This is a genomic window from Roseibium denhamense (assembly GCF_009711415.1).
Taxonomy (GTDB): Bacteria; Pseudomonadota; Alphaproteobacteria; order Rhizobiales; family Stappiaceae; genus Roseibium; species Roseibium denhamense.
Map to the genome: position 1 here is coordinate 1 of NZ_SMLZ01000110.1, position 25,887 is coordinate 25,887.

Sequence of the window (25,887 nt, forward strand, 5' to 3'; positions counted from 1 at the left end):
CGCTCCGCCGCTCCTGTGCCAAACGGGAGCGTTTTTGAACCAAACGCCGGAGGGAAACCTTACGGCGCTTTTGGTGCTGGCCGTAAACACTCCCCGTTCGGCAGGCCCACCGGAACGTATCACCTTTTCAACAATCGAGCAGCGCCGCACAGGAAATGACATCAGCATCAACGCCCGCTGATCCCAGCGCCCGTAGCTTGAACGTCACGCCCGTACGATTTTCCCTTGACCTTGATTGCGGCCTTTGCCATAACCTCACCCGAACCGTACGGTACGGTTCGCCAAAGACATCAATAGCCCGCCAGTCAGATCAAACAGTCTCAAATGCCCGCAGCCGCTTATGACATTGCCACCGCCCGCCCGGACGCCGCGCCCGAGTTTTCGCCGCGCCAGCAGGTGGTTCTGCAACATGCGCTCAAGCTTCTGGTCGAAGGCGGCGAAAAGGCTTTGACCACGGCCGGGCTTGCCCGCACCGCCAGCTGCTCAAAGGAAAGCCTTTACAAGTGGTTCGGCGACCGGGACGGTCTGCTGGCGGCCGTGGTCGCCTATCAGGCGAGCCAGGTACAGTTTCCCTCTGAAAGCGGTGCAACGGCGGATCCGGACACGTTCCGCGCCCATGTCACTGCCTTTGTGGAAGCCTTGCTCGGGGTTCTGTTTTCGGAAAGCTCGCTGGCGCTCAACCGGCTTTCCATCGGCCAGTCCAACACCAATTCCAACAAGCTCGGCGAGCTTTTGCTGGTGCGCGGAAAGCACATGATCTCTTCGCGGGCGCGCACCATGCTGGAGACAGGGCGGCGGCATGCCCTCTTGAAATTCGACGATGCGGACGATGCCTACCAGGTGCTCTACGGCCTTGCTATCCGCGACGTCCATATCCGTCTTCTGCTGGGCGAAACCGCCACTGCAGAGGTGAACAATCACGCTGATCAGGCCGCCCGCGCGGTCGACCGATTTTACAGGCTGTTCGGCGCCTGACCGGCCCGGCCAGCTGTATCCACCGGGGAACCCCAAAACAATCAGACCGGCAAAAGACCGGCGCAAAATCAAAGATGCCAACGGGAGAAAGGACACTCCATGCGCGTTTATTACGATCGTGATGCAGATCTCAACCTGATCAAATCCAAGAAAGTTGCCATTATCGGCTATGGCTCGCAGGGGCGCGCCCATGCCATGAACCTGAAAGACAGCGGCCAAACGGAAATCGCCGTTGCCCTGCGCGCCGGGTCCACTACCGCACTGAAGGCCGAAGCTGACGGTTTCAAGGTCATGACCGTGGCGGAAGCAGCCGCCTGGGCCGACCTGATGATGATGGCAACCCCGGACGAGCTGCAGGCCGACATCTACAAGGACCACATTGCGGCAAACATCCGTGATGGCGCGGCAATCGCCTTCGCCCACGGCCTGAACGTGCATTTCGGCCTGATCGAGCCGAAAGACACTGTCGACGTTCTGATGGTTGCGCCGAAGGGCCCGGGCCACACAGTGCGCGGCGAATACCAGAAAGGTGGCGGCGTGCCGTGCCTGGTCGCTGTTCACCAGGATGCGTCCGGCAATGCGCTGGATCTTGGCCTGTCCTATGCCTGCGGCGTTGGCGGCGGCCGGTCCGGCATCATCGAGACCACCTTCAAGGAAGAGTGTGAAACCGATCTCTTCGGCGAACAGGCCGTTCTCTGCGGCGGTCTCGTCGAGCTGATCCGCGCCGGTTTCGAAACCCTGGTGGAAGCTGGTTATGCGCCGGAAATGGCCTATTTCGAGTGCTTGCACGAAGTGAAGCTCATTGTCGACCTGATCTACGAGGGCGGCATCGCGAACATGAACTACTCCATCTCCAACACCGCTGAGTGGGGCGAGTATGTCACCGGTCCGCGCATCGTGACTGCCGAAACCAAAGCCGAGATGAAGCGTGTCCTGACAGACATTCAGACCGGCAAGTTCACCTCTGACTGGATGCAGGAGTACCGGGCCGGTGCCGCCAAGTTCAAGGCAACCCGCCGCCTGAACGACGCGCACCAGATCGAAGAAGTTGGCGAGAAGCTCCGCGGCATGATGCCCTGGATCAAATCCAACGCCCTGGTCGACAAGACTAAGAACTAAAATCTTGCCCGCGTTGGATTAGATCCAAGACAAATAAAACCGCTCGCCTGCCAATGGCAGGCGGGGGGATCAAATCCAACGCCCCAAAAACCGAACTGGTCGACAAGACCAAGAACTAAGTTCTTGCCCGCGTTGGATTGGATCCAGAACCAAAAAACCGCTCGCCTGCCAATGGCAGGCGAGCGGGATCAAGTCCAACACGCTTATGACCGGTACAGCCGGAAAATCGAGGGTATTGGGTCAAGCCAGTTCCGCACTTGACCGGTCTCAGATAGAAGGCCCGGCTTTCTGAAGCCGGGCCTTTTGCCCATTCCGGCGCATGAAACGTTGACCGATCCGTTGCAATTTAATGTAAGTTTCCCCGCTGCCCCTAACATGGGAGAAACGGCTTCTCCCGTAAGGTTAGATCGCAAGGTGAGCTGCAGACGAATTCCGGAGCCGAACTTTTATGACATCCCTGCCCCTGTTTTCGGCGAACATGCTCCTTCTGTCGGTTTTCGCGATCTCATTCCTGGCGATCTCCTTTAGCGCCAGGCCGAACGGGCATTGGCGCAGCTGGGCTGTTGCAAACACGCTGATCACCCTTGCTTTGCTCGCTTTTGCAGGCCAGCAGAAGCTGCCGCTTGTGGTCGCCTATCTGCTGCCGAACATCCTGTTGCTGCTCGGATTGAGCTTTCATTTACAGGCCGCACGCAGTCTCAAACAAACGCCGACACGTCCGAGCCTGCTGATCGCCCCGGCCATCATCTACGGGCTTGTGGCCGTGCCCGCCTTTATCTTGAACAACTACGCCCTCGCCTATACCGCCTCAAATGTGATCTTCGCCGGTATGTGCTGCTGGGTTGCCTGGACCTATGCAAGCCCCGCTTTCAACGGACTGATTTCCCGGATGGCGCTGATCCTTGCCTTCGGCATCATGGCGCTTGAGGGCGGTGTGCGCACCACCCACGGTCTCTTGGTCGACACCCCGTTCGGCCCGGGCCTGATTAACGATGGCACCACAAGCGTTTACCTGATGATCTCGCTCATCTTCGTTGCCCTGTCGGGCGCGTTTTCCATGGCCATCTCCTTCGAACAGATCGCCCAGCAGAACCAGGAAGAAGCACGTCGGGATCCGTTGACCGGGACGTTCAACCGCCGCGAATTTCTCCGGCGATTGGAAGACCATCTCCGTCCGGCCTCGGACAGGAAATTTGGTCTGGTGCAATTCGACTTAGACCATTTCAAGCAGGTCAACGACCGCTTCGGCCACGTCGCGGGTGACGAGGCATTGGTGAAGGTGTGCCAGGCGATCAAACACCATTTGCGCCAGAGCGACTGCTTTGCCCGGCTGGGCGGAGAGGAGTTTGGGGTGCTTTTGCCGAATGTGGACAGGGACGATGCTCTCAAGATTGCCGAACGCATCAGGGCGCTTGTCGCCAAGCAAAAATTTGCGTTTGCTCCCGACGACTTCCAGCTGACGATCTCTGGTGGCATGTATCACGGCAAGGGCGATGGGCTTACCCCGACCGATCTGGTGCGGATCGTCGACCAAGGGCTTTACCAGTCCAAGAATTCGGGCCGGAACCGGATCTCGCTGACCCTTCCGAAGAACGCGTCCGAACTGAGGGTCTTGCCCGCGCCTCAAACCGACAGGCAAGGCGGGTCCGCTAAAGGTGAGCTTCAATCAGCCGTGTAACTTCCGCATCCCGCGCCGTTTCACTGGCACCGCCCATGACAACAACGATCAACTGCTTGCCGCCGCGGTTTGCGGTGGCCACCAGATTGTATCCGGACATGCGGATATAGCCGGTTTTCAGGCCATCGACCCCTTGCACCTTGCCCAAGAGGTTATTCGTCGCCCGAAAAGTCCGGCCATTGTAAACGAATGACCGGGCCCGGTAGTAACTCGCATATTGCGGGAACCGGCGCTTCAAGGCCAGGCCCAGCTTGGCCATGTCCCGCGCGGTGGTGACCTGTGCGGGATCCGGAAGGCCGGTGGCATTGACAAACCGCGTCCGGCTGAGGCCGAGAGACCGGGCTTTCTGGGTCATCTGCCGGGCGAAAGCCGCCTCGCTTCCAGCAAGATTTTCAGCAACTGCAACACCGACATCATTTGCCGACTTGACTGCCAATGCGCGGGCCGCCTGCTCGACGGTGATTGTTGTGCCAGCCTTTAAACCGATCTTGGCCGGCGGTTGCGAGGCCGCATTGGCAGACACCTCAAGCGGAGACGACAGGGAGTATCGCCCGCTGGAGACCGCCTCAAACAGCATGTAGAGCGTCATCATCTTGGTCAGTGAGGCCGGAAAGCGGGGCGCATCCGCTGAAACGGCGTACAGCTCCGCCCCCGTCGAAGCGTTCAAGACAAGCGCTGAAAACCCGCGCTCCTGTGCTGTTGACGGTGCAAACCCGGCAACAGGCAGGGAAACGGTCTGGACGGTTGGAGAAGTCGGAACCGCACCTTGAGAACCCGGCGGTTGTGCGGTTTGGCACGCCGTCAGCAATAGGGCGAGACCGGTGATCGCCGCCTTCGCAGCCCGGGCTTTCAGGAACATTTTCGATCTCACGGCCGATCACACCCGTTTATGGTTTCAAGCGGTACCCGGTTTTAAAGATCCAATGGATAACTGCCAAGGATCCGGCCAGAAAAATCATTGTCATCAGCAGAGAAAGCCACAGGCTGACATCTGCAGATCCATAGAAGCTCCAACGGAAACCGGAGATCAGATAGACGACCGGATTGGCCAGCGTCACCGTTTGCCAGAACTCCGGCAGCATGTTGATCGAATAAAAGCTTCCCCCAAGAAAGGCGAGCGGTGTCACGATCAACAACGGAACGAACTGGAGCTTTTCAAAATTGTCGGCCCAAATCCCGATAATGAAGCCCAGTAGCGCAAACGTGACCGCTGTCAGGATGAAAAACAAAGCCATAAAGACCGGATGCTGGATCTGCAGATCAACGAAGAAGTTCGCGGTTCCGAGAATGATCAGGCCAACAACAATCGACTTGGTGGCCGCAGCGCCGACATAAGCGATGGTGATTTCGAAAAACGACACGGGCGCCGACAGCACTTCGAAAATGGTGCCGGTGAACCTTGGAAAATAGATCCCGAAGGACGCATTCGACAGGCTTTGCGTCATCAGCGAGAGCATGATGAGGCCGGGCACGATAAATGCGCCGTAGCTGACCCCGTCCACCTCTGTGATCCGGGACCCGATAGCCGCCCCGAAGACGACAAAGTACAGGACCGTTGAGATGACCGGAGAAATAACGCTCTGGAATATGGTCCGTTTCGTGCGGGCCATTTCAGCGATATAGATTGACTTGATTGCTTGAAAATTCATGGTCTTTACCGTGCCTGCCGCGCATCTTGTGCAGTCTGCAATTCCAGTTCCATCCGCGGTATGAACCGTCCGGGAATTGACCCGGACGGACTTTTGCCGACCGTCTTGAACCCCATTCGGGCGTAGAACGGTTCGGCGAATGGGTCCGCATCAAGACCGATGCGTGACAGCCCGAGTTCGCGGGCCCGTTCCAGCAGTACGTCGAACAACATGCGGCCCAGGCCCTGCCCTTTCAACTCCGGTGCAACGAAGCAAGTTTCCAGTTCGCCGGACTCGCTGCTTTCCTCAACTGACAGGCGAATGCAGCCGGCAGGCCGGGTTCCTTCGGTTTCCGCAACCCAGAAGTCATGGGTCAGGATCCACTCATCGCGCACGGTCAGTTCTTCAACGCACATCTGAACGAACGCGTCCGCATATCCATTGGATTTTTTTGACCTCAGGCTGAGAGCCGTTAGGGCCGCCTTATCGTCCCGTTTTGCTTTGCGGATCTGAATATCACTCATAAGCCGGAGGCCTCTCCGTTCCTGACCAGATCAACGAAGATATCCTCCAGGGAGGACTGGTCCGTCTGAAGGTCCTGGAAGCGGATGCCAGCTGCCGCCAGCGCCGACATCAAGGAGGTGATCCCCGTCCGCTCCGCTTGTGTGTCATAGGCGTAGGTCAAAAAGTGTTTGTCCTCTGACAGCGTGAGGTCGAACTCGGCCAGAGACCCGGGGATCTCTGCCAGCGGCTCCGCCAATGTCAATGTCAGAACTTTGCGCCCGAGTTTCCGCATCAACTCGGTCTTGTTTTCAACGAGAATGATTTCGCCCTTGTTGATCACCCCGACACGGTCCGCCATTTCCTCGGCTTCCTCGATGTAGTGGGTCGTCAGAATGATCGTGACACCCGTATCGCGAAGCCTGCCGACAATGCGCCACATGTCGTGCCGCAGCTCCACATCCACACCTGCGGTCGGCTCGTCCAGAAACAGGATCTGCGGTTCATGGGCCAGTGCCTTTGCGACCAGAAGGCGCCGTTTCATACCACCTGATAGAGCCATGATCTGACTGGTGCGTTTTTCATACAGCGTGAGATCCTTCAGGATCGCATCGATCTTGGACCGGTCGGGCCGCAATCCAAACAAACCCCGGCTGAAAGCAACTGAGTCGCCAACGATCTCGAACGGAGCTGTTGGCATCTCTTGCGGAACAAGCCCGATCAGCTGACGGGCTTTCCGGAAATCGGACTGAATATCAAATCCACCGACAGTGACGGTCCCCGATGTCGGCTTCACCAGACCGCAAATAGCACTGATCAAGGTTGTCTTGCCCGCGCCATTCGGACCCAGCAGGGCAAACACTTCGCCTTTTTGAATGTCCAGAGAAACAGATTTGAGAGCCTGAAAACCACCTTCGTAGGTCTTTTCCAGCTGACGCACGGATAAAATCGGAGCCATTACACTTTACTGCAAAATGAGAAGAGGCGGCTTGCTTGCCGGGGACACGCAACCTTGCACGCGAAGCTGGCGCCTGCAAGAGGCTGCCAATGCACGCGCTTGACTGTTTCCAGATGGTAAACACTCCGTCTGCGCGCAAGGGCCTGTGTTTTGCGAACCGAAGATCTAGATCTGATAACACGAGCCAGTCAGGGAGCGACCACGATGTCCATCCGTCCAGTTACACATATCGGCAAGACGCAGCCAACGCTTGAGGGTGCAGGCGTAAAGCTTGAGCGGGTCTTCGGGTTCCAGGATCCGGAGATGCTCGATCCGTTTCTCATGATGGACGATTTCCGGAACGAGCGGCCTGAAGACTACCTGGCAGGCTTTCCCTGGCATCCGCATAGGGGCATCGAGACCATCACTTATGTCTTGGCCGGCACCGTTGAACATGGTGACAGCCTCGGGAACCGGGGCACACTGGGCGCGGGCTCCGTGCAATGGATGACAGCCGGGCGCGGGATCATGCATCAGGAAATGCCAAAAGGGGACGAAACCGGCCGCATGCATGGGTTTCAGCTCTGGGCCAATCTGCCGTCCTCATTGAAGATGACCGAACCCCGTTATCAGGACATTGAGGGTAAGGATATTCCGGCCGTGACCGACGATGACGGCACCTCGGCACGCGTGATCATTGGTGATTTCTGGGGGCAAAAAGGCCCGGTCGACGGTATCGCAGCCGATCCGCAATATCTGGACATCCACGTTCCGGCCGGAAAGAAGAAACGTTTCAAGGTCGACACATACAAGCAGACCTTCGCCTATGTTTTCGAAGGATCGGGAACCTTCGAGGGCGCCTCTGATCCTTTCGGCGTCTTGACCGAAAAAGAATTTGGCGGCGAAGAATTGAAAATCCGCGATCAGACCGGAGACAGGACCCTCGTTATCTTCGGCACAGGCGACGAGATCGTGGTCCAGGCCGGTGATCACGGGATCCGGTTTCTGCTTGTTTCCGGCGCGCCAATCAAGGAACCGGTGGCCTGGCACGGCCCAATTGTCATGAACACACGGCAAGAGCTGACGCAGGCAATCAATGAACTGCAGAACGGAACGTTCATTCGCTGACGGCGCCGCCTTGTCAGCTTCATAAACACCCGGTACGGCTGTCCAGCCCGCATACTCATTATCGAGTAGTCGTGCGCTTTTAGTACCCTCGACGCTTGCATGATTGGACAGCCATGCCATTGAAACTCCGCCGCGCGCTCCGTTCCGACGCCGAGGCGCTCACGGATATCATGCAACGGTCCAAGGCTTCCTGGGGATACACTCCGGAGCAAGCCGCGCTGATCAAACAACATGATCACGTCACACGTGACCAAATTGCCGGACAGCATGTCATAGTCGCCGAACGCGACGGGCAGCCGGTTGCATATTTGGCTGTCGAGCCGATGGACGCTGAAACGCTTCTGATCGACCACATCTTCGTCTGTCCGGATCATCAAGGAAACGGCCTCGGCAAATTGCTGCTCTTGCGCGCCGAAGACCATGCCCGCCAGCACCGCCTGTCCCGGCTTTACCTGATCAGCGATGTTCACGCAGGCAGCTTCTACGAAAAGCATGGATTTGAAACCGTCGGCACAATCCCGAGCAAGCTGGTGCCCGGCCATTTCGCACCGGAAATGGAAAAGCGATTAAAGCCCAATGTGCATGAGCTGCAGGATCTGTCGCTTACCGTTTCAGAGGATGGGTGGGCGTTTGAAACGCAAAACAAGGCAGAGATCGACACCTATTTCAAAGCAGCGCAACAACGTATCCCGTTGCTTTGGAATGGCCGCACCCTGAAGCTGACCGGTTATGCGTTCGCCGATGGCCGTTTTCACGGGACCTGCACCGAGTGCTCCTATGCTGCTTTTTTGACCTGGCGTGATTGGGGAGCACCGGATCTGACCACCCACAATCTGTTCGGATCCGCGATCTTGAGGTCAAAGGAAGGCCACTTGCTGTTCGGTGTCATGTCGGAACGGACCGCAACTGCCGGACAGATTTATCCTCCGGGTGGAAATCTGGATCCGGACGATGTGACCGCGGGCGGATCGGTCGATGTTAGAGGAGCAATCTACCGGGAACTGCAAGAGGAAACGGGCCTTCAGAGAAACGATGTTGTTCCGGGCAGTCTTCTGGTCGCCTTTGACGGTCCGCGTATATCGATTGCCCAAGTGTTTGACATCCACCGCCCGGCAGACGAGCTGCGGACGTCGATCCTGACCCATTCCGAGGCCAGCGAAGAACAAGAACTATCCGACGTCAGAATCATCCGGTCTCCAGCTGACTTAAACGATCCTGCGATCGTTCCCTATGCTCGCTATTGCGCCTTGCATCTCCTTGAAAAGGCCTCAGCCAAAGCATGAGCAGAGCCGCCGGAGAGAAAGATTTTGTTCACCAAAAATCAGCACTTACCACTGGCGGGACGATTGGATAAATGCAAAAGTCCGGTCACTTTTTGGCTGCACTTGCAATCTCAACTGGGAGAATAAACGGATGGGCCGTCGCTACGCGATCTTGGATGTCTTTACGAACAAATCCCTTGCTGGCAATCCGCTGGCGGTTGTTCTGGATTCTGAAGGTCTGAGCGACGAGCAAATGCAGAAGATCGCCGGCGAGTTCAACTTGTCGGAAACCGTCTTCGTCTTCCCAGCGGAAAACCCTGGCCATTCGGCGAATATGCGCATCTACACGCCCAAAATGGAACTGCCCTTTGCCGGACACCCGACGGTCGGGACGGCGATTTTGACGGCGATGGAGCGGTTTGGCGACATCACCGGCGAACAGGATGCCGTTGTGGTGTTGAAACAGAATATCGGTGCTGTCCGGTGCGCGGTTATCCTGCGCGAAAACGCTGCTGCCTTTGCCGAATTCGATGTCCCGAAGCTCCCCGAACCGGCCGGTCCGACCCACAATGTCGAACTCATCGCAGCCGCCCTTGATCTGGAGCCCTCCGATATCGGTTTTGAGAACCACGCGCCCTCCAGTTTCCAGGTAGGGCCCCCTTTCACGTTCGTGCCCGTGCGGGATCTCAACGCCTTGTCCCGGGCCAAGCCGGTCATGTCCCGGTGGAAAAGCGGCTTTGGCAAGCACAGCCACAGCGATGCATATGTCTATTGCCGCGAAACCCGCTCCCATGACAGCGCATTTCATGCGCGTCTGTTCGCACCGGAAATGGGGATCATGGAAGACCCGGCAACCGGTTCTGCGGCCGCAGCCTTTGCCGGTGTCGTCGATTATTACGACGATCTTCCGAACGGAACGCATCATATCCGGATCGAACAGGGGTTCGAAATGGGCCGGCCGTCCCTGATCGACCTTGAGATCGACATGACGGGCGGGAAGATGCATGCGGTGCGCATCGGCGGGCAGGCGACTCTCGTCGCCCGTGGAGAGCTGTTCGTTTAACGACTGCGCAAGATGGGGTTGCTTGCGCATGACAACTCCAGCGTTGATTGGAGCTGATTAGCCCGGCTGCACAAAAAAGAACCCGGCCTTAGACCGGGTTCAATGCAGTGTCCGATATTTTTGGTAAGCAAACCTATTTTGCGTTCGCATCCCATGCTTTTGCCATGGCTTCCGCTTCCGGGTGCGCCTTGCTGAACATCACATACATTGGAACAGTCCGCAGCACGGCGCCTTTTCCGATGTCGCTTGCATCCGCGCCCAAGATGTTCTCAACCGACAGGCCGCCAACCACTTCATTTTCAATCATGATATCGGCCCGGCCTGCTTGCAGGAATTTCCAGGCATTGTCTTCAGAAGAGACGATGTGGATATCAACGCCTGCATCTTTCAAGGCGGATTCGTACCAGTAGCCGGCAAGACCGACGACCTGAAGGCCCTGTGCCTTGATGTCCTCAATAGACGTTGCCGAGATGCCGTCCGGATGTTTGGCCTTGCTGTAGAAGATGACATCAGTCTGTTCTTCAAGCGGGACTTCCGGATAAATGAAGTCGGCTTCGCGCTCATCGGAATGGGACCAGGAGAACGTGGCAACATAATCGCCACGTTTTGCGACTTCATAGGAGCGTTTCCAAGGCTGGAAAACGAGCTCCAGATCGTTGTATCCGGCAGCGTTCAGCACATCCATGACGCGCTTCGTGTGCAGGCCCTGATCCGGCAAGGCTTCACCGATATAAGGCGCCCATTCGCCCACACCGATCTGGAGCGTTTCCGCTTTTGCGGCGGTGGTCAAGCCAAGTGCGAGAACTGCGGCGGAGACGATTTGTCCAAATTTCATGATATCCCCCAAGGTTGGAACTGGACATCGGATTAAGCTGTTTTCCCTTTGAATTTCTTAAATAAAAGACCTGAGATTATTTAAGCTCGAATTACCTAATCGCATGATAAACAAGCTATTACTTGCCTCGCGATCAATTACACTCACAAAATTAACAATGACAAAGCGCTTTTCGGAGTTCTGGCGCCTATGAGAGTTCCGCGATGGACCCGGGTAATGCCGCCGTTGAAAGGGGGAAGGAAAGTGATCGTCCGAACCTGCCCTTTGATCGACCCCGGAGAGCATCGGCACCACACCGGCCGCCCATGGCACCGGGCGCCAAGATGTGCGGATGTTTGGCAAAAGCCGGTTGCATCTCTTCAGAAGCTGCCGTAAGAACAAAAGATCTTAACCGGACAGTTAGTGTTTCACGGCAGTGTAATTACAAACCGTTTGGACGACCAAAGGCCAGAACAGACCCATGATCGCGGCAGGCGACATCATTGTCTTTTCAAGCGACGCGCAAAACTGCAAGCGCGGCGGCCTCCTCCTAATCAGCGACCTCCTCCTTCTTAGATGCCCCTGAGCGTCGGCTGATCCGCGTCTAACACATAGCGGAACGGGCACTTAGGGGAGACTAAACACACCGCATCAAGACATTACGGATCGCGCGCTGATTACCCCTGTTTCATAAAAACACGTCCGGCCCGGTCCACTTAAGGAACGAAACATCATGACTGCACCATCTGAGAAGGACCAGGTCCGCATCTTCGACACGACCTTGCGGGACGGCGAACAATCACCGGGCGCCTCCATGACCCTGGAGGAAAAACTGCAGATCGCAGAAATTCTCGATGACATGGGCGTTGACGTTATCGAGGCGGGTTTCCCGATCGCCTCCAATGGGGATTTTGAAGCGGTCAGCGAAATCGCCCGGCGATCCCAGAAATCCATCATTGCCGGCTTGGCCCGTGCGATCCACGGCGATATCGACCGCTGCGGCGAAGCCGTAAAGCATGCCGCACAAGGCCGTATTCACACTTTCGTCTCCACTTCCCCGATCCACCTGCAGTTCCAGATGAACAAGACCGAAGAGCAGGTCCTGGACATCATCACCGATACGGTGACCCGGTCACGGAACCTGATCGACGATGTGGAATGGTCGGCAATGGACGCAACCCGGACGCCGATAGACTATCTGTGCCGGTGTGTGGAAGCGGCCATCAAGTGCGGTGCGACCACCATCAACCTGCCGGACACCGTGGGCTATGCGACCCCGGAAGAATACAAGGACATGTTTGTCCAGATCCGGGAACGGGTGCCGGATTCGGACAAGGCGATCTTTTCCGTCCACTGCCACGACGATCTGGGCCTGGCGGTCGCCAATTCCCTGGCCGGTGTCGCGGGCGGCGCACGCCAGATCGAGTGCACCATCAACGGCTTGGGCGAACGTGCCGGAAATGCATCGCTGGAAGAAATCGTGATGGCGATCCGCACCCGCGCTGATGTGCTGCCCTACGCGACGCAGATCGACCCGCAGTTCCTGGTCCGCGCCTCCCAGATGGTGGCCGGGGCCTCGGGCTTCGCGGTTCAGTACAACAAGGCCATTGTCGGCAAGAATGCCTTCGCGCATGAGAGCGGCATTCACCAGGATGGCATGCTGAAGAATGCCGAGACCTATGAGATCATGCGCCCCGAAGATGTCGGGGTTAAAGCGACCTCTCTGGTCATGGGCAAGCATTCCGGCCGCCATGCGTTCCGCGACAAGCTGAAGGAACTGGGTTACGAGCTGGGCGACAATGCGCTGCAGGATGCTTTCAAGCGCTTCAAGGATTTGGCCGACCGCAAGAAGCATGTCTACGACGAAGATATTGAGGCCCTGGTCGAGGATGAGATCAACATCCTGGGTGAAGGCGCGAAGGTGATTGCTCTGACCGTGATTGCCGGCACCGGCGGTCCGCAAAAGGCCATCTTGACCATGGATGTCGACGGCCAGCACATCACCAAGGAAGCAACAGGCGACGGACCGGTCGACGCGACTTTCAATGCCATCAAGTCGATCATGCCGCATGAGGCGACATTGTCGCTGTATCAGGTGCATGCCGTAACCGAGGGCACCGACGCGCAGGCGGAAGTGTCGGTACGTCTGGAAGCCGAAGGACGGATCGCGACCGGCAAGGGGGCAGATACCGACACGCTGGTCGCCTCGGCCCGGGCATATGTATCCGCCATGAACAAGCTGGCACTGAGAACGGGCGCCAGCAATCCGGGTGCCTTGCAGGCTGTCTGATCTGCTGCCCGCTGGTCGATTGGGGCGTGGCCGCGCAGGCTCGGGCGTTTACGACGACACGCCCGACGCCCCAGTCCCTCACAAAAAACAAACGGCGCCGGAAGGCGCCGTGCGCTTGATGACAAAGCTCCAAACAATCACGGTCATCCCGGTCAAGCGCAGCGCGAACCGGGATCGGAGAGCCACAAAACTTAAAATGCTGCTGGCATTATTCTGATCGCCCCAGGCACACCGATCCCGGATCGCAGCGATGCTGCGTCCGGGATGACGAATTGAGAGTTTGTGAGCAGTCTGACGGCGCCGGAAGGCGCCGTTTTCATTACGAAGGCCGCTTATCCGGACGGCGCGGCGATCAGGTTTTTAAATACCTCCGCAACGCACCAGTCCGTTAGTGACCTTACGCACTCATCAAATAGCTTTGCATGGAAGGGCTCAACATCTGGAAGACGTCGGCCTGCATCCCCCCGATCACCTGGCTCTCGCGATGGTAAAAACCCGCATTCAACACGACGTTCCGCATCGCCCGGTTATCGGTCCGCACGACAGCGACCAAGTGCGAGAAATAAGTGTTCTCAAAAAACCACTCGGTCAGCGCTGTGCACAAACGGTCCGGCAGGGCCTCGTCCAGGTCGCCATTGCTGTTGTACAGACAGTAGTTCAGCCTGATTTCCGATGTTTCCTCGACGGGCGTAAACCCGGCCCAGCCAATGAACTCACCATCCCCGTCCACGGCCTTCCATTTGGCCAGTCCAAGATCATTCTGGTTTTGAAGCGCCGACAGGACGAGTTGACGGGCATCTGCCACGTAGCAGTTGGTTGAAAACTCCGTGCAGCGGTTTCCATACGGATCCGCATGCAAGGCTTTCACGAGATCGATGTCCGTAACCGTGAAGGGAACGAGCTTAACCGATCCGCATTCGAGAAATATCGTTTGCATATTCGTCCTCCCGTGCGCCCTTGGTTGTGTCTGTTTGCTTCAGCAAGGCAAACCCACAGGGCCTCAACCCCATTGCAGTTACCCTAACTCTGAATTGTGCCATTCAAATGGCAGACCAAAGTATAATGCTAACGGTAGCCGAATTATATTCGTATTAACAACGAGTTACCGAAAAACTTTCGCTGCAGCGCACATGCCAGAGGTTGCCGGACCGCTAGCGGAACGTGTCAAGAATCGGGCTCAAGTCGATTTCTGATGACGGATCAATCCGTTGCCAGTCCGCCATTTGGTTCCGGAACCAGGTTTCCTGCCGTTTTGCGTATTGACGCGTTGCAACAGTGAGGCTGTGCACAGCCTGTTCACGAGTGGCTTGCCCGGTTAGATAAGAGCCGATTTCCCGAACGCCGATGGCCCTCATGGCCGGCAAATCCGGCGGCAACTCCTGCGCGAGAAGGCCTTCGACCTCCGCAAGACCCTCTGCTGAGAGCATGAGGTCAGCTCTTAGGGCGATCCGTTCATGAAGCCATGGGCGCGGCGGCGCCAGAACGATCCGGCAACAGCTCTCAGGTTCAAGAAGCGGCGCGGTCTGATGGTCGGTTTGCCAGGCAGAGAGTGGACGGCCTGTGGCCCGGATGACTTCCAGGGCTCTTGCGAGCCGCTGCGGATCCGACCAGGCGGCAGCGCCTTCAGGATCGCCCGCCTCAATAAGCGCGCGCCGAAGCCCATCGACACCTGCCTCAGCGGCCAGTCCTCTTGCAAACTCCCTGTCTGCTTGGCCGATCTCAGGCAGCTCTGCAAACCCCTCTGTCAGCGCCTTGAAATACAGCCCGGTGCCCCCCACCAGGATGGGGAGCTCATCCTCACGCCAAACAGCAGACAGTTCGTGCGCCATCCGGCGTAACCAGGCGCCTGTTGAAAAAGGCGTTGCCGCCGGTAGAACACCATAAAGACGATGTGGCACGCGGCGCTCCTCATCGGGGCTCGGCCGCGCGCTCACAAGACGCAATTCCTCGTAGAGCTGCATGGAATCGGCATTGACCACCACGCCATTCAGCTTTTCCGCAAGCTCCAGCGACAATGCCGACTTGCCGCTGGCCGTTGGGCCCGCTATCAGAATGGCGCGCCCCGTCACAGTCCTGTCCTTCACGCTTTTCAAGGTTTCGCCCATGTCCCTCGTTGCCACATTGGTTTCCACTCCGGTCCAGCCAGCGGTCGAAAGCGGCTTGGTTCAAAAGGCGGCCACAGCCCTGAAAGCAGGTGAAGAGCCCATCATACTCAAAGCAGGTGTAGCAGCGGATATCCGCTTTGACGGGGAAGATGCAAGCGCTACGGATAAAATGCTGCGCGCACTCATCGGCGATGCACCGGTCGACATCTTCGTTCAGCCGGACCAGGACCGGCGCAAAAAGCTTCTCATTGCGGATATGGACAGCACCATGATCCGCCAGGAATGCATTGATGAACTGGCTGCGGAACTGGGCCTGAAAGACAAGATTTCCGCCATCACCGAAAGGGCGATGCGCGGGGAGATCGACTTTGAACCGGCCCTCCGTGAACGGGTTGGGCTTTTGAAGGGTTTGCCCGTATCTGCTGTCAACCAGGTTCTCAGCACACGTATCCAGCTGATGCCGGGCGGGCGTACGCTGGTCCAGACCATGAAGGCCCATGGCGCTTACTGCGCCCTCGTGTCAGGCGGCTTCACCCACTTCACCAAGGCGATTGCCAACATGATCGGCTTTGACGAAAACCAGGCAAATCTGCTGCTGGAGGAAGATGGCGCGCTAACGGGAAAAGTCGGAGAGCCGATCCTTGGCCGCGACGCCAAGCGCGACCGTCTCGAAGCCCTGGTCGCCGAAAAGGGCATTGGCTTCGCAGACACGCTTGCCGTGGGAGACGGCGCTAATGACCTGGCCATGATCGAACGGGCCGGAGCGGGCATTGCCTACAGAGCCAAACCAGCTGTCGCCGCAGCCGCCGATTTCCGCATCGATCACGGCGACCTGACCGCCCTGCTCTATTTCCAGGGATATTCGGAGACGGATTTCGTCTTGAGCTGACCTATCCGGCCGAACCATGAACGCCATAGCAGCGTGAATCAAAAAGGGCGCCGTTTGGCGCCCTTTTCCGCATCGGGTTGAGATAGAAGCTTATTGTTCTTCGATCCGAACTGGAACAAAGCGCACATCCCCGGTCGGGTTTGCAAGCAGCAGCAGCGCCGAGCGGCGGCCCTCTTCGTCTAGCTTCTTGATCTGAGCTTCGACGTCGGCCGGGGTTTCCACCGGCTCCTGAGCGACTTCCTTGATCACGTCACCGGCCTGGACCCGCTTTTCTTCCGCTGAAGATCCGGCTTCCACTTCGGTAATGACCACACCGGTTACATCCGCGTCGATGGAGAACTGCGCCCGCAAATCGTCGTCGAGCACCGCAAGCGTCATGCCGAGCACCGTGCTGGTCTCTGCAGGTTCGCTCTCTTCTTCTTCGACCGTCGCGCTTGCATTCACCGGCTCGTTTTCTTCAAGGCGCTCCAGCGTGACCGAGATGGTGACTTCCTCACCCTTGCGCAGAACGACCACTTCAACGTCCTTGCCAATGGCGGTCTCCGCCACCATCCGTGGCAGTTCACGCATGGCCTCGACCTCTTTGCCGTCAAACCGCAAGATCACGTCACCGGCTTCAATCTCCGCCTTCGCGGCCGGGCCATCGTCGGTCACACCGGCGACCAGCGCACCCATTGCCTCGTCCATGCCGAGGCTCTCGGCGATTTCATCGGTCACTTCCTGGATCCGGACACCAAGCCAGCCACGGCGGGTCTCACCGAACTCGCGCAGTTGATCGATCACACGCATGGCGGTTTTTGCCGGAATGGCGAAGCCGATGCCGATGGACCCGCCAGACGGCGATATAATCGCGGTGTTGATGCCCACAACATTGCCGTTCATGTCAAACAGCGGCCCGCCCGAGTTTCCGCGGTTGATCGAGGCGTCGGTCTGAATGAAGTTGTCATAAGGACCGGAATTGATGTCCCGGTTCCGGGCGGACACGATGCCCACGGTCACGGTGCCGCCAAGGCCAAACGGGTTGCCAATCGCCATCACCCAGTCGCCGACCCGGATCGCATCTGAATCGCCTAACGATACGGCCTTGAGCGGGCTTTCCGGTGTGACCTTCAGAACCGCAAGGTCCGTTTTCTCGTCGGTGCCCAGAACCTCGGCCACGAGCTTGGTGCCATCATTGAAGTTCGCGGTGACTTCATCCGCCCCTTCAATCACGTGGTTGTTGGTGATTATGATGCCTTCTTCGCCGTCAATGACGAAGCCTGATCCAAGAGACTGAACCCGGCGCGGCTGATCGTTGTCCTGTTGCTGGCGGTTGAAGAATTCCTCAAAGAATTCCTGGAACGGAGAGCCGTCCGGAACCTGCGGCATTGGAACCGACCGGCGCCCCTGAACCGTTTGCGCCGTAGAAATGTTGACAACGGCATCCGCCAGATTTTCGGCAAGGTCGGCGACGGATTCAGGGCCGTGGCCGTCATGAGCGCGGGCGGATGGCACTGGCCCGGCAACAACAAATGCCCCGAATGCAAGACTAGCCGCGGCAGCTGCCAGCGGTGTCATTCGGCGGCGGATAAACTCAGAAGCCATACAGCTTTCTCCTCCATTCCAGTCCTGCGACTGCGGTGAGAGACCTAAAAGGTCGAAGATGTCAGTAAATATAGAACGGGCGGAAGGATTTTACGCCTCCCGCCCTGAAACTTTTCGTTATCCGCGGATGATCCACACAATAAATACGCCGATGGCGGCAGCGATCAGTCCGGCGGTCCGCAAGGATTGGTCCGGTGTCTCCAGCGCGCTTCGCATGATCGACTTCATGCCGCCCGGCGCGAGCGCATAAAGAACACCTTCAAAGACCAGGACCAATCCAAGCGCCGTTATGAGTTCATTCATTGCGCGGCGAGCGAGGGCGAACTGGTCGTAATCCCGTTGTCGTCATCGCCAATGCCATTCACCGGCGCCCCTACGCCCGCCGGGTCCTTGAAGAACCGGAAGAAGCTGGAGTCGGGCGACAGGACCAGGCTGGTGTCGCCTGACTGCAATCCGGCCTCATAAGCCTGCATGGACCTGTAGAAGGCAAAGAACTCAGGATCCGCGCCAAAGGCTTCAGCGAAGATCTTGTTCCGTTCCGCATCGCCATCACCGCGGATGATCTCGGAATCCCGGTTCGCCTCAGCGACCAGAACCGTTGCATCACGGTCCGCGCGCGACCGGATCCGGCGGGATTGCTCCTCACCCTGTGCCCGGATCTCGGTTGCTTCCCGCTGACGCTCGGTCTGCATTCTTGCGTAAATGGCCTGTGAGTTCGCCTCCGGAAGGTCCGCACGGCGGATCTTCACGTCAACCACCTCAATACCAAGCTCGGCAGCATTGGCGCTGACGTCATTGCGGATTTTTTCCATCAAGCCGGCACGGTCGTCGCGGACAACCGAGACAAAGCTTGTCCGGCCAAGTTCCGACCGCAGCGAGGACTGCAGCAGAATGGACAGGCGGCGGTTGGCCGTCTGCACGTTCTGCAGACGCTGATAGAACAGGACCGGGTCGGAAATCCGGTACCGCGCGAACGCGTCAACGATCAGGCGCTTCTTGTCAGAAGTGATCGGCTCAAGCGGCGGCATATTGAGGTTCAAGATGCGGCTGTCGAGATAGACCACGTTCTGAATGAACGGATACTTGAAATTGTATCCTGGCTCGGTCTGCTTATCCACGATCCGGCCGAGCTGGAAGACCAGCGCCTGTTGGGTCGGATTGACGATGTAGATCGACATATAGCCGAGGACAACAACGGCACCGACGAGGACTGCGAGTATCGTGCTACGCATGATCAGTTACCTCCTGCCGTGCGGGCTGTCTGGCCGGAGCCGCGCCCATTCAGATCGTTCAGCGGCAGGAACGGTAGAACGCCGGATCCCGAAGACTCGCTGTCGATGATGATCTTGTTGTTGGAACCCAACACTTTCTCCAGAGTTTCAAGGTACAGGCGCTCCCGGGTCACGTCCGGCGCGTTGACGTACTGCTCATAGACTTTCGTGAAGCGCTGCGACTGACCGGTCGCCTCGGCGATGGTCTGGTCCTTGTAGGCATTAGCCGCTTCCATAATACGGGCTGCCTCGCCGCGGGCTTCCGGGATCTTCCGGTTCGCATAGGCTTGCGCTTCGTTCTGGATACGCTCCTGATCGGCACGGGCGGCTTGAACGTCACGGAATGCATCGATAACCTGGGCAGGCGGGTCAACGCGCTGCATCTGCACTTCCGTGATCTCAATCCCGGCGCGATACTCGTCCAGTGTCCTCTGCATGACCACGTTCACATCGTTCTGAATGGTCACGCGATTTTCGGTCAGAATGGAGTCGATGTTCGAGCCGCCGACAACCTCACGCATCGCGCTTTCCGCGACCGCTTTCACGGTTGTTGCCGGGTCTTCGACATTGAAGAGATAGTCCGCGATGCCTTCGTTGGTTGCCTGGATCCGCCACAGCACCTTGAAGCCAACATCGACGATGTTCTCATCGCCCGTCAGCATCAGGCTTTCCTCAGGCACTTCCTGGGAGCGGAGCGCGCCGCTGTTCGTGAAGAATTCCTGCACGCCAACGGTTGTCTCGCGCTGTTGTTCTACGGCAGGCCTGTAGACTTCGCCAATCGGATAGGGCCAGTTGTAGTTGATGCCCGGCGATGTCAGGCTTTCCACCTTGCCAAGCACCAGTTCAACACCGCGCTCACGTTCATCGACGATGTAGAAGCCGGTCGCGAGCCAGCCGATGAGGCCAAGGCCAACAACAATCAGAACGCCGGCAGCACCAAGGCCGCCACCGCCGCCCGGAAGCACGGTCTTCATGCGGTCTTGGGTACGTTTCAACAGCTCTTCAAGGTCGGGCGGATTTCCACCGCCACCGCCACCACTGCGGTTCGGACCGCCACCGCCCCATGGGCCGTTGCCGTTTCCGCCTCCGCCGCCCCAAGGGCCGCCATTGTTACCGCCACCTTTCCAGGGACCACCGCCGCCTGACTGATTGCTCCAAGGCATCAATACTTCCTTCTTTGACGTCCGGTCAGCCTTTTGACATGAGCTACCGGACCTGGGCTTTCGCCCGTTCTTACTCACCGATGGTTATAGGGAGGTTACCGGTGGCTTTCAACGGAAAGCCTCGGCGGTCGCCTCCACCACACCGCACGGATACCTTGTGCCGGAGGTGGGTGACGCACCCGCTTTTGTCAAGAATACATTACCGAGAGCTTACGGGTTTTCACGTATATTAGGGCGCGACAGATTGCCTTTTCTGCCTTGGGCGACGGGTTTCGTCAGAAAGTGTAGCCCTGCCGTGTCCGGGCCCTAGATGCCGGAAGCCATGTCCAGATGCGGAATGCCGTCTTCCAGGTAGCTGTCGGATATGGTCTGAAACCCAAGCGAGCGGTAGAACTTTTCAAGGTGCGCCTGAGCAGACACATGGATCACACAGCCGGGTATCTGACGGCGGGCTTCGGCAATTGCGTCGCGCATCAGGACGCGGCCAAGTCCCTGCCCCCTGTGGCTCTGCGCAATGACGACGCGCCCGATGCGGGCCTCACTTTGGTTCCCGTCAGTGAACATCCGGATAGCGCCTGCAAGCGGTCCTGCCGCCCCCTCGCGCAATAGATAATGCTGCGCGTCCGGGTCCTTGCCGTCTATGTCCGGATAAAGGCAGGTTTGCTCCAGAACAAAGACATCTTGCCGCAACTTCAAAAGATCATGTAGATCCTTCGGCGACAAGGTCTCAAATGAAAACCAGTATCCGGTGAGCCGGGTGGAAACGTCATGCATTCACTGTGCTGTCCAAGCGGTGATAGGTGACAAAGGTGAAATCGGCACTGTCCTTGTCCGTTCGCCCCCCCGGAACGCGGGAAGTCTCCGTCCAGACTGCCGGATCAATATCCGGAAAGCGGGTGTCGCCCTGCGGGTCAGCGGCCACTTCGGTGATTTCAAGGCGGTCGGCGCGCGGCATGGCCTGCGCGTAAATTTGGCCACCCCCGATGATCGCGATTTCATCGGCCCCCATGGCTACCGCCTGCTTCCCCGCCAATCGTAGCGCTTCATCGAGAGATGTTGCAGCTTCCGCACCATTCGGTTGATAGTCCGGATCACGGGAAATGACGATATGCGGACGCCCCGGCAGCGGCTTGCCACCGAAGGACAGAAAGGTCTTCCGCCCCATTACCACCGGCTTGCCAAGCGTCAGCTTCTTGAAGTGCTTCAGATCGCTCGACAGCGTCCACGGCATGTCATTATCCGCGCCGATGACCCCGTTCCGGGCAACAGCAGCAATCATGAAAATTTCCGGCATTCCCGTCTCCGAATTAACGTCCAGCATTGCCAGAACAACGGGCTCGATTCGCCGCCCGCTGACTTAGCCCTCTATCACGATTTTTCCGGTCTGGGAAAAGGCAACTGCCAGCGCTGAGTGCCTGCTTCCATTCTCGGTGTTTCCTCAGACTTGGCTAGGGAAAGAGTGCAAAGCACTTGATCCAAAGCGCTTTGAGAAATACGGTCAGTTTTCCTCTATCCAAAAGACTTCCGGCGGAGAAACCATGACATCGGCAAAGGATTTGGCGGCCAGACTGCCGAAGGAGTTTTTGTTTGGCGTTGCAACGGCGGCCTATCAGATTGAGGGGGCCGCAAAAGAAGATGGCCGGGGACCTTCCATCTGGGATGCGTTCTCAAGGATGCCCGGACGGGTCTTCCAGCAGCATACCGGCGATGTGGCCTGCGACCATTACCACCTTTGGGAAAAAGACCTCGATCTCATCAAGTCCCTTGGCGTTGGGGCATACCGGTTTTCCATCGCTTGGCCGCGGATTTTGCCGGACGGGCGCGGTAAGGTGAACGACAAGGGCCTCGACTTCTATGACCGGCTGATTGACGGCATGGTGGCGCGCGGACTGAAGGTCTATCCGACGCTTTATCACTGGGACCTGCCGCTGATGCTGATGGGCGATGGCGGCTGGACCGCCCGGTCGACCGCCGAAGCCTTTGCCGACTATGCGGAGATTGTGGTGCGTCGGCTTGGTGATCGCATGGATGCTCTGGCAACCATCAATGAACCCTGGTGTATCTGCCACCTCAGCCATCTGTACGGCATTCATGCGCCGGGCGAAAAAAGCACTGACGCGTTTGCGGCCGCAGTCCACACGCTCAATCTGGCCCATGGCTTGGGCGTGCAGGCCGCCCGTTCCGTCCGGCCGGACCTTCCTATGGGCACTGTGTTGAACGCCTATTCAATCTATCCGGCAACAGAGAGCGGCGAAGATAAGGCGGCCGCCGAGCGGGCCTTCACCTTTCACAACGGCATCTACATGTCGCCTGTCTTCAGCGGTGCTTATCCTCCGGACATCCTGGACGTGTTCGGCGACAAGATGAATATTCAGGATGGTGACCTTGAGGTCATCAATCAGCCGCTGGACTGGTGGGGCCTGAACTACTACACGCCCTGGCGCATCCATGCAGACTTTGCGGCTGGCGCCGCATATCCAAATGCGGAAGCGACCCCGCCCAAAGACGGTGTTCCCGTGACCGATATCGGCTGGGAGGTCGACGCCAAGGGGCTTTCCGACCTCTTGATCGATCTCTACAAACGCTATGACCTGCCGCCTGTCTACATCACCGAGAACGGCGCCTGCTACAATGACGGTGTGGACAACGGCGCCGTGCCGGACACCCGCCGAACAGACTATCTCGAACAGCATTTTGAGGCGTCCGCCGATGCGATTGATGCCGGTGTTCCGCTCAAGGGCTATTTCCTGTGGAGCCTGATGGACAATTTCGAATGGGCCGAGGGCTACAAGATGCGGTTCGGCATTGTCCATGTGGACTATGACACCCAGGTACGCACGCTAAAGGACAGCGGGAAATGGTACCGGGAGCTGGTGAACACCCATAAGAGCAGCTTTTAGAAAGCACTTTCCTGGCCGCTTGACCTTCCAGTGGCGGGAAGCCTTATCTTTCTTCCTATAAGATACAGACGAGGCGTTTGGAGTTTGGTGGTTTGGCACGCCCCGCCTCCAACACCGCCTGCGCGAATGCGTTTTATCGGAAGGCTAACAATGGACAGGCGCACATTCCTGCAATCATCCGCTTTCGCGGCGGGAGCAACATTTTTCTCCCCGCGCCTGGGGCTTGCGGCACAAGCCGAAAACGTCTTTGAGCTCACGGCCGCGCCAGGAACGGCCCGGCTCTATGGGACAGATGGCGAGCCGTCGGAGCTCTGGCTTTACAACGGGATGCTGCCCGGCCCGGAAATCCGCGTAAAACGGGGCGAACGGGTGCGCGTGCGCTTCCGGAACGAGCTTGAAGAGCCGACATCGGTCCACTGGCACGGTATCCGGATCGACAATGCCATGGATGGGGTTGCCGGCCTGACCCAGCCCCCAGTGATGCCGGGTGAGATGTTTGATTATGATTTCGTCGCACCCGATGCCGGAACCTTCTGGTACCACGCGCATAACATGAGCTGGAACCAGGTTCCGCGCGGGCTGGCGGGGGCCCTGATCATTGAGGATGACGAAGATCCCTTTGCCGGTGCAGACATCACGATGATGCTGAGCGACTGGCGGCTTAACGAAGACGGCCAGCTGATTACAGACGACTTCGGCGCACGGCATGACTTCTCCCACGCCGGACGGCTGGGCAACTGGCTCACCGTAAACGGTATATCGCTGCCTGAAATCCCGCTTCAGCAAGGACGCTGGCATCGCCTGCGGCTGATCAACAGCTCCGCCTCGCGTATTCTGGAGATTGCCCCCTCCCGCTTCGGAGCGGATGTCATTGGTCTTGACGGCCAGACTTTCAGCACACCGCGCCGGATCGAGTCCACTTTGAGGCTGTCTCCGGCGCAGCGCATGGATCTTGCGATCCGCCCTGAGACCACAGGCACGATCCCCCTTGAAGCAATGACCGGCCAACCCTTCACATTTGCCAATTTTGTTGTTGGCCCGGCCGCTCCGGAAAACCAGCCCCTGAAGATGCCGCCCCCAAACGATCTGCCGGAGCCCTCCCTGGACACAGCCCGCGTGGTTCCACTTGTCATGGCGGGCGGCGCGATGGAGGGGATGCGCTCGCTGATGGGCGAAGGCAAAAGCGAGGACGATCTGCGCCAGATGATCCAAGAGGGGAAGTTTTGGGTCTTTAACGGGAAGGCGGGAACGGATCAGACACCGCTCTTTTCAGCCAAGCGCGGCGAAACACTCCTCATTGAAAGCCGGAACGACAGCGCTTTTGACCATGCGATCCACCTGCATGGCCATCACTTCCAGGTTCTGGAACGGAATGGGGAACGGCTTCCAAACGCGGACTGGCACGATACCTACACCACCACTCGGGGAGAAACGGTCAAGATCGCGTTTGTTGCAGACAATCCGGGCAAATGGCTGATCCATTGCCACATGCTGGGCCATGCCGCCTCGGGCATGAGGGAGTGGTTTGAAGTCAGCTAAGGTTTTGTGTCCGGACCGCGGATTTCCTTCCCCTGACGAGGATAAACAATCCTGATGCAACGATCAGACCGCAGCCGAGCAACATCGATTGGCTGATGGCTTCATCGAAGAAGAAAACCCCAAGGCCGACGCCGAACAACAAACGGGAGTACCGGAATGGCGTTACGCTGGAAACGTCGCCCGTTCGCATGGCTTTCATGAGGGCCGCATAGGCCCCGACACCCGCCAGGACCGCGCCAGTCAAAGCAATTGCGGCAGGAGCCGATGGAGCCTCGAAGCTGTGCCCGTCCCACAGAGCCACAACGATGCCGGCCATGATAAGGGTCAGGAAGCCATAAAATCCGAGCGCATTGGTACCGATGGTGGGCGGGGCGGCCCGGCTGGCAAGATCCCGTCCGGCAAAGCCGATCATTCCGATCACTGCAAGAATGGACAGCGCCGAAAACGCGTCCGATCCAGGTTGCAGAACGATCATCACGCCGATGAGCCCGGTGATAATCGCTGTCCAGCGCCGCCAGCCAACCGTCTCACCAAAGAAAAGCGCCGCGCCCATGACAACCACGATCGGCGTGGCCTGCAGGATCGCAGTGGTGGATGAGAGCGAGGTCAGTGCGAGCGACAAGGTATAAAAAAGGCGTCCTGTCAGCTCGAACACAAACCGGACCAGCATGGTTTTCGACAGGACGTCGGGAACGAAAATCCGCTCCCGCCGGACCAATGCCAGCGCATAGAAGCAGACAGCTCCGCCCGCGCCGAACAAAATCAGGATTTCGCCGACTGGCAATCCGGTGGCCGCTTTCTTGATGAACATGTCCTCAAGGGCAAAAAGGCCCATGGACAAAACCATCAAGAGGCTGCCAACGAGGTTTGCCCGTGGCCCCTGGGGAATAGATGCTGCTGATGACAATGACTTAGCCGTCAAAAAGGAAGGATGGCCTAGGCATAGCGCCGATCTGGACAACAGGCAACACTGTGCGCAGCGGATCCGGTTCCGATAGCCCATCGGCAGGCCTGCCCGTCAAAAAAACGAAAAAGGCCGCC

The 25,887-nt window shown here is 58.1% G+C and carries 25 protein-coding genes; 11 read left to right on the top strand and 14 right to left on the bottom strand.

From position 1 onward, the window contains the following. The 4 genes from E1180_RS22240 to E1180_RS13395 all read left to right on the top strand — a co-directional run. Window positions 1–181 (top strand): hypothetical protein (locus E1180_RS22240; RefSeq protein ID WP_208997131.1); only part of this gene is annotated, 181 nt, incomplete at its 5' end. Window positions 182–324: 143 nt separating this feature from the next. Further along, window positions 325–975 carry a TetR/AcrR family transcriptional regulator gene (locus tag E1180_RS13385; protein ID WP_155191707.1) on the top strand — a complete coding sequence of 217 codons (651 nt, stop codon included), beginning with the start codon at window positions 325–327 and terminating at the stop codon, window positions 973–975. Window positions 976–1,074: 99 nt separating this feature from the next. Continuing rightward, entirely contained in the window at window positions 1,075–2,094 is a 1,020-nt protein-coding gene (gene ilvC / locus E1180_RS13390; protein ID WP_155191708.1) for a ketol-acid reductoisomerase, read from the top strand. A gap of 448 nt (window positions 2,095–2,542) precedes the next feature. Continuing rightward, the gene (locus E1180_RS13395) at window positions 2,543–3,772 is read left to right on the top strand and encodes a GGDEF domain-containing protein (protein ID WP_208997132.1); all 1,230 of its coding nucleotides are present in this window, start codon (window positions 2,543–2,545) and stop codon (window positions 3,770–3,772) included. Here E1180_RS13395 and E1180_RS13400 read toward each other — a convergent pair. From E1180_RS13400 to E1180_RS13415, 4 genes are read right to left on the bottom strand one after another with little or no spacing between them, the layout of a single operon-like run. Then, window positions 3,744–4,631: a D-alanyl-D-alanine carboxypeptidase family protein gene (locus E1180_RS13400; RefSeq protein ID WP_155191710.1), complete on the bottom strand. Its 888-nt coding sequence runs from the start codon at window positions 4,629–4,631 to the stop codon at window positions 3,744–3,746. The genes E1180_RS13395 and E1180_RS13400 overlap by 29 nt on opposite strands. A gap of 28 nt (window positions 4,632–4,659) precedes the next feature. Continuing rightward, the gene (locus E1180_RS13405) at window positions 4,660–5,421 is read right to left on the bottom strand and encodes an ABC transporter permease (RefSeq protein ID WP_155191712.1); all 762 of its coding nucleotides are present in this window, start codon (window positions 5,419–5,421) and stop codon (window positions 4,660–4,662) included. 5 nt (window positions 5,422–5,426) lie between these two features. Further along, window positions 5,427–5,924, bottom strand: a complete 498-nt coding sequence (locus E1180_RS13410; protein WP_155191713.1) for a GNAT family N-acetyltransferase — start codon at window positions 5,922–5,924, stop codon at window positions 5,427–5,429. Continuing rightward, a complete protein-coding gene (locus E1180_RS13415; RefSeq protein WP_155191714.1) occupies window positions 5,921–6,859 on the bottom strand; it encodes an ABC transporter ATP-binding protein in 939 nt (312 codons plus the stop codon). The genes E1180_RS13410 and E1180_RS13415 overlap by 4 nt, the downstream gene beginning before the upstream one ends. A gap of 204 nt (window positions 6,860–7,063) precedes the next feature. On the opposite strand from E1180_RS13415, the gene E1180_RS13420 reads away from it, so the two are divergent. The 3 genes from E1180_RS13420 to E1180_RS13430 all read left to right on the top strand — a co-directional run bounded on the left by E1180_RS13420 (window position 7,064) and on the right by E1180_RS13430 (window position 10,291). Next, window positions 7,064–7,966, top strand: coding sequence for a pirin family protein (locus E1180_RS13420; protein ID WP_155191716.1), 903 nt, complete (start codon window positions 7,064–7,066; stop codon window positions 7,964–7,966). A 113-nt stretch (window positions 7,967–8,079) separates the two neighbouring features. After that, window positions 8,080–9,249: a GNAT family N-acetyltransferase gene (locus E1180_RS13425; RefSeq protein WP_155191718.1), complete on the top strand. Its 1,170-nt coding sequence runs from the start codon at window positions 8,080–8,082 to the stop codon at window positions 9,247–9,249. Between the two features lie 130 nt (window positions 9,250–9,379). Beyond that, a complete protein-coding gene (locus E1180_RS13430; protein ID WP_155191720.1) occupies window positions 9,380–10,291 on the top strand; it encodes a PhzF family phenazine biosynthesis protein in 912 nt (303 codons plus the stop codon). 133 nt (window positions 10,292–10,424) lie between these two features. On the opposite strand, the gene E1180_RS13435 is transcribed toward E1180_RS13430, so the two are convergent. After that, on the bottom strand, window positions 10,425–11,126 hold the full coding sequence (locus E1180_RS13435; protein ID WP_155191721.1) for a substrate-binding periplasmic protein: 702 nt from the start codon (window positions 11,124–11,126) through the stop codon (window positions 10,425–10,427). A gap of 712 nt (window positions 11,127–11,838) precedes the next feature. On the opposite strand from E1180_RS13435, the gene E1180_RS13440 reads away from it, so the two are divergent. Then, on the top strand, window positions 11,839–13,395 hold the full coding sequence (locus tag E1180_RS13440; RefSeq protein WP_155191723.1) for a 2-isopropylmalate synthase: 1,557 nt from the start codon (window positions 11,839–11,841) through the stop codon (window positions 13,393–13,395). Between the two features lie 397 nt (window positions 13,396–13,792). Here E1180_RS13440 and E1180_RS13445 read toward each other — a convergent pair whose 3' ends face one another. Continuing rightward, complete coding sequence (locus E1180_RS13445) at window positions 13,793–14,332, bottom strand: GNAT family N-acetyltransferase (protein ID WP_155191725.1); 540 nt, start codon at window positions 14,330–14,332, stop codon at window positions 13,793–13,795. Between the two features lie 214 nt (window positions 14,333–14,546). After that, the gene (gene miaA / locus E1180_RS13450) at window positions 14,547–15,515 is read right to left on the bottom strand and encodes a tRNA (adenosine(37)-N6)-dimethylallyltransferase MiaA (RefSeq protein ID WP_341873559.1); all 969 of its coding nucleotides are present in this window, start codon (window positions 15,513–15,515) and stop codon (window positions 14,547–14,549) included. On the opposite strand from miaA, the gene serB reads away from it, so the two are divergent. Continuing rightward, window positions 15,499–16,389 carry a phosphoserine phosphatase SerB gene (gene serB, locus E1180_RS13455; RefSeq protein ID WP_155191727.1) on the top strand — a complete coding sequence of 297 codons (891 nt, stop codon included), beginning with the start codon at window positions 15,499–15,501 and terminating at the stop codon, window positions 16,387–16,389. The genes miaA and serB overlap by 17 nt on opposite strands. A gap of 90 nt (window positions 16,390–16,479) precedes the next feature. Here the strand turns inward: serB and E1180_RS13460 are convergent, their stop codons facing one another. The 6 genes from E1180_RS13460 to E1180_RS13485 all read right to left on the bottom strand — a co-directional run bounded on the left by E1180_RS13460 (window position 16,480) and on the right by E1180_RS13485 (window position 21,701). Continuing rightward, a complete protein-coding gene (locus E1180_RS13460; protein WP_155191729.1) occupies window positions 16,480–17,973 on the bottom strand; it encodes a DegQ family serine endoprotease in 1,494 nt (497 codons plus the stop codon). Between the two features lie 117 nt (window positions 17,974–18,090). Further along, window positions 18,091–18,276, bottom strand: coding sequence for a DUF2065 domain-containing protein (locus tag E1180_RS13465; protein WP_155191730.1), 186 nt, complete (start codon window positions 18,274–18,276; stop codon window positions 18,091–18,093). Continuing rightward, window positions 18,273–19,205 (bottom strand): protease modulator HflC, encoded by a 933-nt coding sequence (gene hflC, locus E1180_RS13470; protein WP_155191731.1) that lies wholly within the window; start codon window positions 19,203–19,205, stop codon window positions 18,273–18,275. The genes E1180_RS13465 and hflC overlap by 4 nt, the downstream gene beginning before the upstream one ends. 2 nt (window positions 19,206–19,207) lie before the next feature. Beyond that, window positions 19,208–20,407, bottom strand: a complete 1,200-nt coding sequence (hflK, locus tag E1180_RS13475) for an FtsH protease activity modulator HflK (protein ID WP_155191733.1) — start codon at window positions 20,405–20,407, stop codon at window positions 19,208–19,210. A gap of 306 nt (window positions 20,408–20,713) precedes the next feature. Next, window positions 20,714–21,181, bottom strand: coding sequence for a GNAT family N-acetyltransferase (locus E1180_RS13480; protein ID WP_155191735.1), 468 nt, complete (start codon window positions 21,179–21,181; stop codon window positions 20,714–20,716). Beyond that, window positions 21,174–21,701, bottom strand: coding sequence for a dihydrofolate reductase (locus tag E1180_RS13485; protein ID WP_155191737.1), 528 nt, complete (start codon window positions 21,699–21,701; stop codon window positions 21,174–21,176). The genes E1180_RS13480 and E1180_RS13485 overlap by 8 nt, the downstream gene beginning before the upstream one ends. Before the next feature lie 244 nt (window positions 21,702–21,945). Between E1180_RS13485 and E1180_RS13490 the strand changes: the two genes are divergently transcribed. Both E1180_RS13490 and E1180_RS13495 read left to right on the top strand, forming a co-directional pair. Further along, complete coding sequence (locus E1180_RS13490; RefSeq protein ID WP_155191739.1) at window positions 21,946–23,307, top strand: GH1 family beta-glucosidase; 1,362 nt, start codon at window positions 21,946–21,948, stop codon at window positions 23,305–23,307. Between the two features lie 150 nt (window positions 23,308–23,457). Beyond that, complete coding sequence (locus E1180_RS13495) at window positions 23,458–24,846, top strand: multicopper oxidase family protein (RefSeq protein WP_155191741.1); 1,389 nt, start codon at window positions 23,458–23,460, stop codon at window positions 24,844–24,846. Here E1180_RS13495 and E1180_RS13500 read toward each other — a convergent pair. Next, a complete protein-coding gene (locus E1180_RS13500) occupies window positions 24,839–25,753 on the bottom strand; it encodes a DMT family transporter (RefSeq protein ID WP_244314065.1) in 915 nt (304 codons plus the stop codon). The genes E1180_RS13495 and E1180_RS13500 overlap by 8 nt on opposite strands. Window positions 25,754–25,887 lie beyond the last annotated feature (134 nt).

What these genes read in the sequence shown, in the direction of transcription:
- serB (WP_155191727.1), top strand. Translation starts at nt 15,499, where the DNA reads ATGTCCCTCGTTGCCACATTGGTTTCCACTCCGGTCCAGCCAGCGGTC.
- E1180_RS13440 (WP_155191723.1), top strand. Translation starts at nt 11,839, where the DNA reads ATGACTGCACCATCTGAGAAGGACCAGGTCCGCATCTTCGACACGACC.
- E1180_RS13490 (WP_155191739.1), top strand. Translation starts at nt 21,946, where the DNA reads ATGACATCGGCAAAGGATTTGGCGGCCAGACTGCCGAAGGAGTTTTTG.
- E1180_RS13420 (WP_155191716.1), top strand. Translation starts at nt 7,064, where the DNA reads ATGTCCATCCGTCCAGTTACACATATCGGCAAGACGCAGCCAACGCTT.
- E1180_RS13460 (WP_155191729.1), bottom strand. Translation starts at nt 17,973, where the DNA reads ATGGCTTCTGAGTTTATCCGCCGCCGAATGACACCGCTGGCAGCTGCC.
- E1180_RS13445 (WP_155191725.1), bottom strand. Translation starts at nt 14,332, where the DNA reads ATGCAAACGATATTTCTCGAATGCGGATCGGTTAAGCTCGTTCCCTTC.
- hflC (WP_155191731.1), bottom strand. Translation starts at nt 19,205, where the DNA reads ATGCGTAGCACGATACTCGCAGTCCTCGTCGGTGCCGTTGTTGTCCTC.
- E1180_RS13415 (WP_155191714.1), bottom strand. Translation starts at nt 6,859, where the DNA reads ATGGCTCCGATTTTATCCGTGCGTCAGCTGGAAAAGACCTACGAAGGT.
- E1180_RS13435 (WP_155191721.1), bottom strand. Translation starts at nt 11,126, where the DNA reads ATGAAATTTGGACAAATCGTCTCCGCCGCAGTTCTCGCACTTGGCTTG.
- E1180_RS13400 (WP_155191710.1), bottom strand. Translation starts at nt 4,631, where the DNA reads ATGTTCCTGAAAGCCCGGGCTGCGAAGGCGGCGATCACCGGTCTCGCC.
- E1180_RS13410 (WP_155191713.1), bottom strand. Translation starts at nt 5,924, where the DNA reads ATGAGTGATATTCAGATCCGCAAAGCAAAACGGGACGATAAGGCGGCC.
- E1180_RS13465 (WP_155191730.1), bottom strand. Translation starts at nt 18,276, where the DNA reads ATGAATGAACTCATAACGGCGCTTGGATTGGTCCTGGTCTTTGAAGGT.
- E1180_RS13395 (WP_208997132.1), top strand. Translation starts at nt 2,543, where the DNA reads ATGACATCCCTGCCCCTGTTTTCGGCGAACATGCTCCTTCTGTCGGTT.
- E1180_RS13495 (WP_155191741.1), top strand. Translation starts at nt 23,458, where the DNA reads ATGGACAGGCGCACATTCCTGCAATCATCCGCTTTCGCGGCGGGAGCA.
- E1180_RS13425 (WP_155191718.1), top strand. Translation starts at nt 8,080, where the DNA reads ATGCCATTGAAACTCCGCCGCGCGCTCCGTTCCGACGCCGAGGCGCTC.
- E1180_RS13480 (WP_155191735.1), bottom strand. Translation starts at nt 21,181, where the DNA reads ATGCATGACGTTTCCACCCGGCTCACCGGATACTGGTTTTCATTTGAG.
- E1180_RS13430 (WP_155191720.1), top strand. Translation starts at nt 9,380, where the DNA reads ATGGGCCGTCGCTACGCGATCTTGGATGTCTTTACGAACAAATCCCTT.
- E1180_RS13385 (WP_155191707.1), top strand. Translation starts at nt 325, where the DNA reads ATGCCCGCAGCCGCTTATGACATTGCCACCGCCCGCCCGGACGCCGCG.
- E1180_RS13485 (WP_155191737.1), bottom strand. Translation starts at nt 21,701, where the DNA reads ATGCCGGAAATTTTCATGATTGCTGCTGTTGCCCGGAACGGGGTCATC.
- E1180_RS13405 (WP_155191712.1), bottom strand. Translation starts at nt 5,421, where the DNA reads ATGAATTTTCAAGCAATCAAGTCAATCTATATCGCTGAAATGGCCCGC.
- ilvC (WP_155191708.1), top strand. Translation starts at nt 1,075, where the DNA reads ATGCGCGTTTATTACGATCGTGATGCAGATCTCAACCTGATCAAATCC.
- hflK (WP_155191733.1), bottom strand. Translation starts at nt 20,407, where the DNA reads ATGCCTTGGAGCAATCAGTCAGGCGGCGGTGGTCCCTGGAAAGGTGGC.